Source organism: Salinimonas sediminis (assembly GCF_003429285.1).
In the GTDB taxonomy this organism is placed as follows: domain Bacteria; phylum Pseudomonadota; class Gammaproteobacteria; order Enterobacterales; family Alteromonadaceae; genus Alteromonas; species Alteromonas indica.
Genome location: NZ_CP031769.1, coordinates 1,146,757 through 1,160,116 on the forward strand (window position 1 = coordinate 1,146,757; position 13,360 = coordinate 1,160,116).

Here is a 13,360-nt window from a genome sequence, read left to right on the forward strand (position 1 = left end):
ACATCCTATTGTGCTAGCGCACTAGGATGAGCATGGCTCAACCACTAATGCTGCTTCTAAAAGGGAAGATATACTCTGCAATTCTTTTAATAGTGCCGTTTCAAGCGCCTGCTTACCGGTTAAATTGAATTGCCTTATGAGTATATTCTCATTCGGTCTCGGCTGACGCGCCTGCCCAGCGTATAGCGCTGTAGTCATCGGCAGATGACGTAACTTGTCGCTCGGTATAGCGCTTAGCGCCACCGCCACCGCCCCGCCGACTAGCTGGCGACTTCTATAGCCTTGCAGATAGGCACTTATCCGGTGCCAAAGGCTCTGTTTTACTGCACTGTCCAAGGCAGATAAGGGGAACGGGAAGGCAGTTGGATAGCTACTATCGATGGCATACAGCATTTGGTACGTCGGTAACAATGTCACGGCAGGCCCCGATACTGCGAATACCGCTTGTGCGCTTACCTTACCACTGGCCTTATCAGCTCTGTTTCCCTGTTTAACCTGTACAAAATCATTGCTGTGCCAGAACTGCATTAGCTCATCGGTGTAACCAAATGAAGTTGTTAACCAATCTACATCTGCACTCGTGGCCCGTTGTTTGATCTCTAAAAGCAGTGAGCTGGCAAACCCCTGACGTCGATATGCTGTGTCTACCGCGATACGGCTAATGCGCCAGTACTGCTGGGTTGCTGCGCGGGGGCTGGCCGAAAAGCTTGCGATACTTTGCGCGCTTAAATGGCCACTCACCCGACGCGCGCCAGTGGCAACCTGTTCAGCCAGGGGCGTAAGCTGCGCCCCACCTTCATAATTAATCGCCGCAGCCGCAACTAAATTACTGTGTTGAAAAAGCATTGCAACTACGCCATCAGGCGCATCCAGCAAGCGCATGTAATCATCTGGAGTAGTTTGATAGTGCGCCTGGCTTAATAACGTAAATAGTGCGTGGCGATGATTTTCGTCGAGCTGTTTAACCTGACTAAATACCAGGCTATTGGCTATTTTAACTCTAGCCTCGCCAGGCCGTATGTTAAGCAAGCTGGCATTTAATATCGTTTCAAGTGGATCGTTGTCGAACCAGCGTAAGGGGGTAGGTAAACTATAATGCTGAGCGGTGCCCTGGGCCAACCGGGGCTTTAAAAACCGCTGTTCGAACCCAAGCCCCGAACCTTCAAATCCCATAATGGTCGTACTTAATACACAGCTTGGGTTATGTTCAACCAGCTTTTGCAGCACCGGTAGAGGCAGCGCAGCGGCTTCATCTATCAGCAGAATATCCGGTGGTTGTTGCACCAGTTCTGGATTATCTGTTGCTTTCCAAACAACCTCCGGCAGCGCCTTTCTGGACGTGCCAATTATGCCTTGCTGGTGCGTAAGTACGCTGAAAAAAACGGTTTGAGTCTGCTGCACAGGGCTGGTTAACCATACTGACTTACCCTGTGCCTGCCAGTGTGCCGCCAACAGCGCCAACAGGCTGGACTTCCCGCGCCCGCGGGCAGCGGTAATTACCGCCAGGCCCTGGCCTGCTGCCAACTGCGCCAATACCTGCTGGTAAACCTGTTGTTGCTCGATAGTTTTAAAGCGGCTATCTGTAGTAGGAGGTGAAGCAACTGCATTTGTCACAGGCAGTGTCGTCACCAAAGGCGAATACCACGCGACGCGTTCATCGCTAGACCACATCGACACCAATCGGGCGGTAAATTCACTCTGCGACAACTGCCAGCCGTAGGATAAAAAATGAGGTTGGCATACGCTTGCATGCAGCGGCCATTCGTTTACCAAAGGGGCTAACACAACCAGGGTGCCGCCTGCTTTCACGGTGCCGGCAAGGGCCAGCAGGGCATTGGGCCGTAATCCGTCGTAGGCGTTATAAACCGCAATATCGAACTCCTGACCCAACACTTGTTTGTACAAAGTTTGCGGGCGGTGGGTGGCTACCGCAACGGGTGCATACAAGGTGCCCAACCAACCTATATTTGAGTGATCATCCAACGTACTTAACGCCGCGCTGGTATGTTCTTCAACCCAGCAGGGGTCGCCGTTTATTATTAACAGCTGGCGATGGGCCAGCGGGTTGCGGGCACCACGTTTTAGCCAATGCTGCAGGTTTGCCAAAGCCATAATAAGAAAAATACCGTATAATGAAGTTGAAGTTTAAACATTTACCCTAAGGAATACGAATGCGTTTTCTATCACGCCGTTTAGTGATGCCAAATGATCTTAACTATGCTGACTCACTGTTTGGGGGCCGTGCCCTTGAATGGATTGACGAAGAATCTGCGATTTATGCTATTTGTCAGCTGGAAACAAATTGTCTGGTTACCAAACATATCGGCGAGATTAACTTTGAATCGCCTGCTATGCAGGGCGATATTGTCGAGTTTGGTTTAGCCACTAAAGCGGTGGGCCGTAGCTCAATTACCGTCAGTTGTTTGGTGCGCAACAAAGCCACCAAAAAAACCATCTGTCTGGCTGATGATATTGTTTTTGTAAAACTGGATCCGGTAACCCGCCAGCCTGCGCCCCACGGTAAAACACTGGAAAGCCTGGAAGCGCAAACCGAAATTGAATTACGTGCACTGAATTTGCTGGCTGAAAAGTAGCCAGTGTTACCCTTTCCACTGTTGTAATACGGTGCTCACCCTGGCAATCGCTGCCGGGGGCAGGGTAGCTAGTACTGCTTCGCTGTGTTGTTCAGACATGGCTGAAGCGGTAAAGCTAACATTTTGGGTCGTTAATATTTTGCCCGCCACGCCAGCTGACGCCGGTGCTTCAATAGCCTGACACAGTTTCCACAGCTGTTGATTAATACTGCTTTGAAATCCCCAGCGTAATAACATCAATGAGGTGGCACCGTACAAACATATACCAAACTCTTCGCTAACTTGCGCAACGAAGTGAGCAAAATCCTCGGCTTCATCCCACGTCCGCATTACCCCGTCGACAAACAGACACTTATCATGGAACACTAAAAACAGTGACAACGTGCTAAACAACATGATTTGACGAAGTTCCTCCGTTACCGCTAGCTGTGACGAATGTTCTGCTTCTATCGCATTGAACACCGGCAGACATAACAACATGGCATCAGTGAGTTTTTCGACATCATTATGGCGACATTGCGCAGTAAGTTGTTGTTGTGCAGCAAACAGTACCGCTAACTGTTTAATATTGCTTAAGCCTAGATTGCGGCCAATAGCCTGCTCCAGGTTTTCCGGCGCGCTGCCATAAATGGCTTTGCTGGCTTTGCTCATAACATGCGCCTGAAAAATAGGATCTTTACTGACCAATTTCACTACAGACTTCAAGGTCATGTTATCGTCATCCATTGCCACTAATGATTGAATGGTGGCTGGCAACGGCGGCAGGTTATCCACTATTTCCAGTAAGCTGTGATTGCCTTTATGAAAGCGTAGGCGGTTGCCCAACTGACGTAGCTGCCCAGCGCTGATTCCCGAAAACTCTTTAAAGCTGCGTTCAAAAGACCGACGGTCTGAAAAACCCAATTCGACTGCCGTGTCGTCTGTTTTGCTGCCGCCCAATAGCTTCTGACATGACTTATCATGAATGTATTCTTTTAACATCGCGCTAAACGCAATGTTGTGACTTCGCAATAGCCGACGTAAGCCCGACTCCGTCTGGCCCATTTGTTCAGCCACCCACTCGGCGCGAATGCGCGCAGGGGCCTCGGCTTTGGCAAACACATTGTGCAAGCTCTGCTTAATACTGGGCACTTCGGTTTGACTTAACGTGGGAGCCAAAAGCTTTTCGATAGCCTGGCTATGATAAAACGACGGGCGTAAACACCATTCACTGGCAAAACGCAAATGTATCTGAGTATCTTGCAGGCGCTTACTTTGTGATAGGGGCGCTAATAAAGAGCCTGCAGCGTCATGGGGTGACCCGATGGCCGAAAAGTCAAAATGCCGGCCCGCTAAATGGCGAAACAGTGCAAATAGGAAATAGATTTGTAAATCGTCAATCAGCGCTGAGTTACTCGCTTGCCATTGCAATGCAACCGTAGGTGCCTCGTCATCTTTGGTAAGCGCCACTTCGCTGTGAAAAAGCTGCTGCGCCCGAGGAACAAAGCACGCCATCGCCGCCTGGATATTACGCGTAGCCATGGCATATACGACCAGGTTGCCCATCTTATTAAAATCAAAATAGCCAATAAGTGAACGACCCAGAAGGTGACGATCTGCCGGGGGACAAAGCGCGGTCAAAAGCTGCTCCAGCTGGCTCTGTTGGGTTAATCCGGTTTCCAGCTCGTTTAGCGCTGCTAAGCCTGTCGTATCTGCGGCTTCTGCCTTACCCTGGTCGCGGCGTAAACTCAGTATGGCGCGGACCACCGCCGACCAAAACAAACCTTTATACTGCATAACATTCCTTGCAATTATCGGGAGAAGAAGAGTACCCGTTCTGAAATACATGGCGGGCAAAATAACCCATAACCGGCCGAAAGTGTCCTGTCATAGTTCAATCCCTTTTCTTACTATGAACGCATAAGCTGATGAAATCAGTTTAGGTCGTCCGGTTTTTCAACCTGCACTGGGCGAGACCGCCATCACGCTTAACAAGCGTCTGGCCTGTGCATGTGTTGCGCTTATCCGTACCGTTAAGAAGGAAAACCTGATGTCTATCAAACAGCAAATAATGCTACTGGCGCTTAGCTACTGCGCTGCCGTTTCGGCCCAGGCCGCTATAGTGGATGCGACTGCTTTGCGCTTTGACAATATCGCGTTCACTGGCAAAGCAGGCCAGAATACCGGCACATTTGCAACTACTGATAGCTCACTTACGTTATTCAACGATGCGTGGTTCGGTTTTAATCTTCAAGATACCTTTGGTTCGGCAATAAACCTTAATAATAACAACCAATTTATCATGAATTTTGACATTAATGTGGCTTCAGCAACAGCCACAATGCCGGAAATTACGGGTTTATGGTTTGCCGATTTTTCGTACAAAGAGAAAAACCACAATCCCCACCGCACTTTCACGTTAGGTGGCACCCAGAATTATGCAGGGATTACCGCGTATCAATATGCCGCGGTAAATACAACACAGTCTTTTTCAATAGACGTTAATGAGTTTATTAGCGGCATGGTAACCGACATAATTTTTATCAACGACTGCGATTCAGGACGTTGTGATGATGTCCAGGTAACCTTTTCCAATGTCAGTTTAACCGATGTTAGCGAGCCTACCGCCATTTCCATGCTGCTGCTTGGACTTGGGTATATAGGATGGCGCACTAGACGCCAGTAAAAAGGTCTTCGACGACCTGCTTAGAACGCCCGCGCCGTCACTATTAGCGGGCGTTTCTTTTTCTTATTGTGGTAAATCTTGACGATTTACCCACACTTGATAGACTCAGACCCCTAAAACAAGATTTACAGACCAAGGGGTGCCGTTATCGGCTGAGATCCACCACGTGGGAACCCTTTACCTGATCCGGATAATACCGGCGTAGGGATGGTGTTTACACTCAGCCAGATAACCTGCCGCAAAGCCGGATCTTTTTTCTCCTATAAGAATCGAGATCCCAAATGAAGAAAACTCCCATCGTATTAGCGTTCCTAGCCTGTGGTGCACACAGTGTGGAGACTGACAATACGGATATCGAAAGAATCGTCGTTACCTCAGACTTTCGCCAGGTCAGCCTTGCGCTGTTAAGTAGCAGTGCAACCGTGCTGGGTCAGGCCCGCTTACAGAGCCGCCAGGCAGAATATCTTGATGATGTACTAAACATTGCACCAAATGTGAACTTTGCCTCAGGGGCTTCCCGGGGGCGGTTTGTGCAAATTCGTGGTATTGGCGAACGGTCACAGTTTGCTGAGCCGATAAACCCTTCAGTGAGTTTCCTGGTCGATGATTTTGACTTTTCCGGGTTGGGCGCAGCAGGTGTGCTGTTTGATACCGAACAGGTAGAGGTATTCCGCGGCCCCCAGTCGACTTTATTCGGTACTGGTGCATTAGCCGGCGCAATAAAAATTGTAAGCGCCCAGCCTGATGAAGATCAGACTAGCCATGTTCAGCTACGCGCAAGCAATAAAAGTAGCTATCGGTTTGAAGGAGCTACCGGCCAAAGTCTGGCCGAGGGCGTACGCTATCGGGCGAGTCTTATGCACAACCGCAGTGATGGCTTCGTACACAACCAGTACCTAAACCGTGATGACACAAACAATATTGATGAAACTGCTGCACGTCTGGCGTTGCAGTGGGATGTTGATAGCCGTACCACCGCAGATGTTAGTTACCGCTGGTACGATATTGATAACGGTTATGATGGGTTCTCACTGGATAATAACCGTATTAGTTTGGCGGACGAGCCGGGGTTTGATACGCAGCAGACCCATGCTCTGAGTGTTAGCTTAACCACCGATTATACGGCGGGCCAGCTTAAATTAGTGCTGACTCACGCCAGCCATAATCTTGCCTATGGGTATGATGAAGACTGGACTTACACCGGCTTCCATCCTTTAGGTTACACGTCGTTTGATGCCTATTTCAGAGATATTGACACGCAAACAGCAGAAATACGGTTTACCTCGGCAGATTCCTTACGGTTATTTAACGATACCACCAGCTGGACAATCGGGGCTCACTTTAAGGGTTCGGAAGAGTCGCTGCTGCGTCAATACACTTATGATGTGACTGACTTTGCCAGTGAATACACGCCGACCACTAAAGCGCTGTATGGCGAAACCCACACCACGCTGACCGACGCTCTGACGTTGGTGTTAGGGCTTCGATTAGAAAATTACGACTTTGATTATGCGGATAATCAGGGGCTTAAGCAGAGCCACGATACCTCAATGGAGGGCGGCAAAGTGGCGTTGCAGTATAGTGCAGGGGAACATTTGTGGTATGCCAGTGTATCTCGTGGCTTCAAAGGGGCAGGGATTAATCCGGCGCAGCGGGTTACCAATGACAACCGCTTCTTTGATGCTGAATACAACTGGAACTACGAGCTTGGCGTAAAAGGGCCTTTACTGGTGCCTGAGGCGTCTGTTCGGGCCGCGGTATTTTATATGCGCCGGGACAACACACAGGTAAACGATTTTGATGTGTTGTTACGGGAGGACGGCACGCCGGACTTTATCGATATTATTGATAACGCTGATTTGGGCACCAACCGGGGCGCCGAAGCCGAAGTATCATGGCAAGCATCGGCCCAGTGGCAGTTACAGGCAAGTGTAGGGTATCTGGATGCCAGCTTCGAGCAATACACTAATGCCAAAGGAGAGTTTGTAGATGAACAGCAACAGGCTCAGGCCCCTCGCTGGACCGCCAATATATACAGTGATCTCATCCTGTCCGACACCCTTAGTTGGCGGTTAGATATAGATTTTAAAGACCGCTATCGCTTTTCTGACGGTCACGACGTAATGTCGCCTTCAACGACATTGGTTAATACCCAACTGGTGTGGCAACAAGGAAATTGGAATACGTCTTTGTGGGTAAACAACGCGTTTGACAAAACCTACTATGTACGCGGCTTCGGAGGATTCAGTAATGATCCCAGAGACGAATACGCGTTTGCAGAACCTTATTATCAACTGGCCGATGGGCGTCAGTACGGTGTAACCGTTAATTACCAGTTTTAGGAGAATATACAATGCAAGTAATGGTAGAAATTTCGCTGTATCCGTTAGCAAACCAATATATTGAACCAATTAAAGCGTTTATTGAACGTATCAACAGTTACCCGGACGTGACAATCGCTACTTGCTCTACGAGTACCCAAATATCGGGTGACTATGCGGTAGTGATGCAGATGTTGGGCACAGAAATGCAACGTACCCATCAGGCAGTCGGCCAGGCTATCTTTGTCGCGAAGTTTTTAAATTTCGATGCGATGCAGTCTAACCAGCCGCAATCAGCCCCATGATTCACACTTTTTTTGAGCAACTGGGGGCTACCTCTGCCCTGGAATGGGCTGCGGTAATTCTGGCCCTGGGCTATGTCTGGTTGGCGGCCCGCCAAAATAACTGGTGCTGGTTGTGCGCGTTTGTCAGTACGGCAATTTACACTTATCTGTTTTGGCAGGTCACGCTGCCATTTCAGTCGGTGCTTAATTTCTTTTACATGCTAATGGCAGTGTATGGGTATTATCAATGGCAACAAGGCACGGAGGAGGGCAATCAGGTGCGTTCCTGGCCATGGCTGTGGCATGCGTTATTGGTGCCGGTACTGTTATTGGTGGGCTGGGGATTGTCGCTGGTGGCAGAAGGCCAGTTTAATAACGAGTTCTTATGGTTGGATGCCTGTATACAGGTACTTAGTGTGGTGACCACTTTTATGGTGGCGCACAAGATCCTGCAAAACTGGGTGTACTGGTTTTTTATCAATCTAGCTTCTGCCTATTTGTACGGTCAATCAGGGCTGGTGCTATCGGCTTGTCTGTTCGCCGGTTATATCGGCTTTTCTGTTTACGGCTACGTGCAGTGGCATGCCCAGTATCGTCATCAACAGCAAGCGCAGGATATGCATGTCTATTCCTGAGTACCTTGCAGAGTCGTTGCAGCTGCAATCACCGGTAACCTGTGAACCTATCGCGGGAGGGGCGGTTAATCATATATATTCGCTTACCGACCGCGAGCATCACTACATTGTAAAGTGGTTAGGTAATGATAGCTTTAGCGGTATCGACAGGGCTGCCCAGTTTGCGATGCAAAAGCAACTGGCGGCACATTCTATAGCGCCGACGCCGGTATGGTTAAGTGAAGACCATAAGTGGTGGGTAGAGCAGTTTGTGACCGGCGATAGCCCCAACATTAGCGCAATACAGTTGGCTGGGGCGTTAAGTCAAATTCATCAACTGCCGGTTAGTGCGCCATCGTTAGATCTGGTGCAACGCTTGGTTCATTATCAAGCAGCCGGGAAAATTGCAGATACCGATGAACTTGCTATTGCAACGCGCCGCGTGATCACCGCGTTAAGCGCCCGTGAGAACACTCATAGCGGCCTCGAAGATGACACCGTTTTTTGTCATAATGATTTATCTGCCGGACATATAATGCGGCTCTCCCCGCTACTGATTATAGACTGGGAGTATGGCGCCCGGGCAAACCGCTATTTTGACCTGGCAGCATGCGCTTCTATTAACCAATTGGGTGCCAGCCAGTGCACCAGCTTGGTTTGTGCGTATGCTGAACACACCCATATTCCGGTGGAGCGGGTAGCCGCTGAATTTACCTTTTACCAGGAGGTCGTAACCGTGACCGAGGGCCTATGGACGGCGGCAGCAAAAAACAGTGTAAAATCCACCCAGGCTGAGCAATAAATGTGCATTATGGGTGAAAGGTAAGCGGTTGGCACACCAATGATGAAAAATGCTTTACCTTTTAAATCGCATACGTATAATGCGATACCGCGCTAGGGGTGTAGTTCGAATTGGTAGAACAGCGGTCTCCAAAACCGATGGTTGGGGGTTCGAGTCCCTCCACCCCTGCCACTTTCCTTTCTTTTTGTACCAACAAAAGCTACTGTAGTCTTACGTTAGCCTGAAGCAAAAATGTCCTTGTTAAATCAAACTCAAATTGCCGCTTTGCAACAAATGGGTCTGTGTGTATGGCAAACGCCTGCCAACACAGCGTCTGCGCCTATTGCAACCGCTACAACGGTGCCGGTAGCTAAAGATCGCGCGGGGCATCTGGCTGCGTTGCGTTCAACGTTGGCCAACAGCGCTACCGCCAAAACATCGCCAACCACGATAGCTTCCGAACAGCAAGCGCCTGAATCAGTGTTACCTGCCAGCCATGACCAGGCAAACAGTAAAGAGCGTCGGGCATCTGCGGCTACACCACTTACCCGGGAACAGCTGACTCGCTTTTGCGCTTTGGTTGAGGATATCGAGCAGGCAATCCAGCTGGTCACCGGTGATCTCTCGCCGGTAACCATTATGGTTGGTCAGCGACTACAGTTTACTCACCGTGAAGTTACTTTACCTGTATCACCGGAAGAGCTTACTGCTACACACAAACGGCAGCTATGGCAGTTGCTGGGGCAAACGGCATAATCAATGTCCGAGCTAATGGTGTGCAAGCCAGACCCGCAAGCGCTACAGGCAGCTTATCAAATTCATCAACAAGTGGTGCCGCAACCCTGGCGCTTTGACACCTTCATCGATTGTACCACCGCACCGTATAGTGCTCGTGTTGTCCTTCAGGGGCACCGGGTGATTGGCTATGCACTGCTGCTGATGGTAGTAGATGAAGCTACTTTGATGGATCTCGGTATAGTCGAGGATGCTCGGGGTATCGGTGCCGGTCAGCAGTTGCTGCAGGGCGTTATTGCGCACTGTAAAGCCAGCCATATGGCTAGCCTGTGGCTTGAGGTACGCAGCAGCAACCGGGTGGCCAGACAGCTCTATAGCAAAGCAGGTTTTATTATTCAGGAAGTTCGCAAGGGCTATTATCCGGCTACCGCGCACACCCCAACTGAAGACGCTGTCATTATGACAATGTCCTTAAACGCCTAAAATAAGCGTTTCTCAATTTATACCTTTCAAAAAAACACGCTGAATTAAGCGTTTTATCAAATTATATCCCTCTGAAAAATATAAATAAAAAATTGACTTTAGGTTTATTTCTGAACCCCTAAAATACTTGCGTATTGTCGCTTATACGCTGATTTTCCAGGGGGAGCGCTACTCTTACTGCATCTCGCTGTGGCACGTCGCTCCAGCGCCATCTGACTTTAACGAAGTGTGTTGCAGTTATGAAAAAATCAGTATTAGTAATGTCAATTGTTGCCTGTTCCTCGTTAATCACCGCTTGCGGTGGTTCTGGCGGTAGCAGCGAAACTTCTCCTACACAAAGCACGGCCTCGATAAGTCAGGCTCCGCCCCTCACTTCTGGGTCATCCAGCCAATTGCCGGTGAGCACTGCCGAGGATAACGCAGATTCTGAGGCCAATAGCGCACAGCCACAAGATACGTCAGTGGCGCTTAATATAAACCGCGAGCAGTTAAGCGAAACCGTTACTGCCGAGCCCTCGCTGTACCGGCTTGGCGCGCAGGTATCTAAGATCTCCAGCGATATGACTGCGTGGGCTTTTAGTGATGTATTTAAAACAGCCGGCCTGACCGGCCAGCCCCTGGCAGATAACCCACACGGATGGTTTTTTAGCAAAGCTGGAATTTGGTCTACCGCCCAAAGCCATAAAATTCAGATCGATAAAAATGGTTGGCCCACTAGCATGGCGCTATCAGACGGCACCCGCGCTGATACCATTTTTACCACCGTTATGAGTGCTGAAATTGACACCGCTTATGAAGCAGGTGAGTACACACTTACCTATGCCGGTGAAGGCGAATTTGAATTTACTAACGCCACGGTGGTAGAGCAGTCACCCGGTGAAATTATTTTACAGTATGCCGGTTATGGCGCACTGACCATTGCTATCACCACAACCGACCCGCAAGGCAGCGGCGACTATTTACGGAATATCCAGCTACTGCGGCCAGGTGCTTCAGCCGCTAACCTGTTTACTCAGTCGTATTTAAATTATTTGAAACCAGCCAAAGTCATCCGACCCACTAACTGGTTTAGCGATGCCGCTTTGTATAACCGGGTAAGTGACACCGCGTTTACTCGTTTTGACAGTCAGGGGTGGGCCGAGCGCGCTACTTTAAATAACAGTAACTGGGGGGCGGCAAAAGGGGCGCCCTACGAGTTGATGATTGAGCTGGCTAACCGTTCTGCCTCGCATTTATGGTTAAATGTACCGTTAACCGCGGACAATACATACATTGAGCAATTAGCCCGGTTACTCCATGACGGGCTGAACACTAACAAGGTGTTATACCTTGAATTAGGTAACGAATTAACCAAGCGTACGTATCCCCAGCGTTTGGGCCGCGAGTATGCGGTCGCCCAGGCTGAGCTACGCTGGCCCGAAGCGCGCAATACTGAACTAATGCAAGGCGGCTCAGCCTTAGAACAGGAAAATTTGTTAATCAGTAACTGGCAGGCCGCCCGGACCCTGGAAATTAAACAGCGCTTTGCGTCGATATGGGGAGACGATATGGCGCGTGTGGTTACCGTATTGGCGGGGACCGTACAAGACAGTGGGAATCTGACAACTTACAACCAAATGCTGCTAGAAGGCGCATTGCTAGCGGAATTTGAGGGAAGCCAGGCGCCAGGCGACTGGGCTGATACGTTGGCGGTAGATCCTATGGTGGTAAATACAGCCGGAACCCAGTTGAGTATTGATAGCGCTTCAGCCATGTTGGCCGATGCACAAAACTTTGTTGAAGGAACCGATCGCTTTTATGCTCAGGCCGATACTCCAGGGTTACGCTATGGTATCCGTCAGGCAGAAGAGCTGACCCGCCAGTATGGTATCGCACTGACAGCCTATGCCGGAGGTCATGATTTTAACGCCTCGTCTTACCTTAACTTTCAGGTGTTAAAAAGCGCCCAGATGTATGACCTGTATCAAGCAGTATTTGAAGTATGGGAAGAGGAAAACGGCGGTATGTTTATCGCAGGCAAAGGTATCACCAGCGCATCATTGCCAGCTTATTGTGCCAGCGCTACCTATGTGCGTGCTGACCAGGTTGCCAGCATCGGTTTAAAAGAAACCCAAATGCAGGACGAGCAGGATGCGCATATGTACCGTGCCTGGCGCGATCAAATGCGTAAAATTGGGCAGATAAAATAGCGCGACTTAAGCGTCACTGGCCGGCTCCACGCAACCAGAACCACCTCGGGGGCGCAGTAGCGCTACCATACTACCAAAAACACATCAGCCGGGATTGTCCCGGCTGATGTGTTTTCAGCAATCCGCCGGCTTTAGTCAGCTAAAGCGGCTGTTCATTTATCAATTTTCCGGTGCCAGTTGCGGTGCCAGATTGGCAAGAAATATTGCTTTGGCTTGCCGGGGCGAGTCGGTATGGTAGGACAAACGGGTTACAAAGCATAACCAAAATGTCTAGTCCAATGCTTTTCTTGCTTTTGCGGGTGTGCCAGTATCCTTGCCATCAATTTATCAATGCGCTTTGTGCGCTTGACAGCAGTGGATACTCTATGGGCAAAGTACGTAATCGGGCATTTTTCAGTAGCCGGCGATTTTCCGTAAATCTGGTAACCTATCCAGAAGGCCATCAGGTACTCAGGCACAATGACCCCATGGGCGGGGGGCGCTATTTCAAATTCAACATTGTGTTAAAGCAGCCCGCGCAAGGCGGTATATTCGCCGCTGATAGTGTCATCTTTAACTGGTTTAACCGCGTCATTTTATTTCGCCCGGATTTGCATTCACACAGTGTTAGCCGAATAGAGCAAGGCCAACGTAAGCTATTAAGTATGGCATTTCTGCTGCCATGAACTTCAGCGGTTCTGTGGTAGGGTAAACT

Annotated in this window: 12 protein-coding genes, 1 tRNA gene and 1 riboswitch; of the genes, 11 read left to right on the forward strand and 2 right to left on the reverse strand. The window is 49.6% G+C overall.

All coding sequences use genetic code 11. The features are described from left to right. Positions 1 to 21: 21 nt before the first annotated feature. Positions 22 to 2,112 carry a GNAT family N-acetyltransferase gene (locus D0Y50_RS05195; protein ID WP_117315820.1) on the reverse strand — a complete coding sequence of 697 codons (2,091 nt, stop codon included), beginning with the start codon at positions 2,110 to 2,112 and terminating at the stop codon, positions 22 to 24. A 59-nt stretch (positions 2,113 to 2,171) separates the two neighbouring features. On the opposite strand from D0Y50_RS05195, the gene D0Y50_RS05200 reads away from it, so the two are divergent. Then, positions 2,172 to 2,594 (forward strand): acyl-CoA thioesterase, encoded by a 423-nt coding sequence (locus D0Y50_RS05200; protein WP_108566440.1) that lies wholly within the window; start codon positions 2,172 to 2,174, stop codon positions 2,592 to 2,594. A gap of 6 nt (positions 2,595 to 2,600) precedes the next feature. Here D0Y50_RS05200 and D0Y50_RS05205 read toward each other — a convergent pair whose 3' ends face one another. Then, positions 2,601 to 4,370 carry a helix-turn-helix domain-containing protein gene (locus tag D0Y50_RS05205; RefSeq protein WP_170145451.1) on the reverse strand — a complete coding sequence of 590 codons (1,770 nt, stop codon included), beginning with the start codon at positions 4,368 to 4,370 and terminating at the stop codon, positions 2,601 to 2,603. 253 nt (positions 4,371 to 4,623) lie between these two features. Between D0Y50_RS05205 and D0Y50_RS05210 the strand changes: the two genes are divergently transcribed. From D0Y50_RS05210 to D0Y50_RS05255, 10 genes are all read left to right on the forward strand, one after another. After that, positions 4,624 to 5,259, forward strand: coding sequence for a hypothetical protein (locus tag D0Y50_RS05210; protein WP_117315824.1), 636 nt, complete (start codon positions 4,624 to 4,626; stop codon positions 5,257 to 5,259). A 125-nt stretch (positions 5,260 to 5,384) separates the two neighbouring features. Next, a riboswitch (TPP riboswitch) is annotated at positions 5,385 to 5,484 on the forward strand. Positions 5,485 to 5,540: 56 nt separating this feature from the next. Next, the gene (locus D0Y50_RS05215; RefSeq protein WP_117315826.1) at positions 5,541 to 7,601 is read left to right on the forward strand and encodes a TonB-dependent receptor; all 2,061 of its coding nucleotides are present in this window, start codon (positions 5,541 to 5,543) and stop codon (positions 7,599 to 7,601) included. Between the two features lie 11 nt (positions 7,602 to 7,612). Then, positions 7,613 to 7,885, forward strand: coding sequence for a hypothetical protein (locus tag D0Y50_RS05220; protein ID WP_108566444.1), 273 nt, complete (start codon positions 7,613 to 7,615; stop codon positions 7,883 to 7,885). Continuing rightward, positions 7,882 to 8,499 (forward strand): nicotinamide riboside transporter PnuC, encoded by a 618-nt coding sequence (gene pnuC, locus D0Y50_RS05225; RefSeq protein WP_117315828.1) that lies wholly within the window; start codon positions 7,882 to 7,884, stop codon positions 8,497 to 8,499. Before D0Y50_RS05220 ends, pnuC begins: the two co-directional genes overlap by 4 nt. After that, positions 8,486 to 9,280 (forward strand): phosphotransferase, encoded by a 795-nt coding sequence (locus D0Y50_RS05230; protein WP_170145452.1) that lies wholly within the window; start codon positions 8,486 to 8,488, stop codon positions 9,278 to 9,280. The genes pnuC and D0Y50_RS05230 overlap by 14 nt, the downstream gene beginning before the upstream one ends. A 94-nt stretch (positions 9,281 to 9,374) precedes the next feature. After that, positions 9,375 to 9,451: transfer RNA gene (locus D0Y50_RS05235), tRNA-Trp, on the forward strand. 60 nt (positions 9,452 to 9,511) lie between these two features. Beyond that, the gene (locus tag D0Y50_RS05240) at positions 9,512 to 10,015 is read left to right on the forward strand and encodes a hypothetical protein (RefSeq protein WP_108566447.1); all 504 of its coding nucleotides are present in this window, start codon (positions 9,512 to 9,514) and stop codon (positions 10,013 to 10,015) included. Between the two features lie 3 nt (positions 10,016 to 10,018). Beyond that, entirely contained in the window at positions 10,019 to 10,477 is a 459-nt protein-coding gene (rimI, locus tag D0Y50_RS05245) for a ribosomal protein S18-alanine N-acetyltransferase (RefSeq protein WP_117315833.1), read from the forward strand. A gap of 239 nt (positions 10,478 to 10,716) precedes the next feature. Further along, entirely contained in the window at positions 10,717 to 12,666 is a 1,950-nt protein-coding gene (locus D0Y50_RS05250) for a hypothetical protein (protein ID WP_147318226.1), read from the forward strand. A 365-nt stretch (positions 12,667 to 13,031) separates the two neighbouring features. Further along, complete coding sequence (locus D0Y50_RS05255; RefSeq protein ID WP_108566451.1) at positions 13,032 to 13,331, forward strand: hypothetical protein; 300 nt, start codon at positions 13,032 to 13,034, stop codon at positions 13,329 to 13,331. Positions 13,332 to 13,360: the final 29 nt, after the last annotated feature.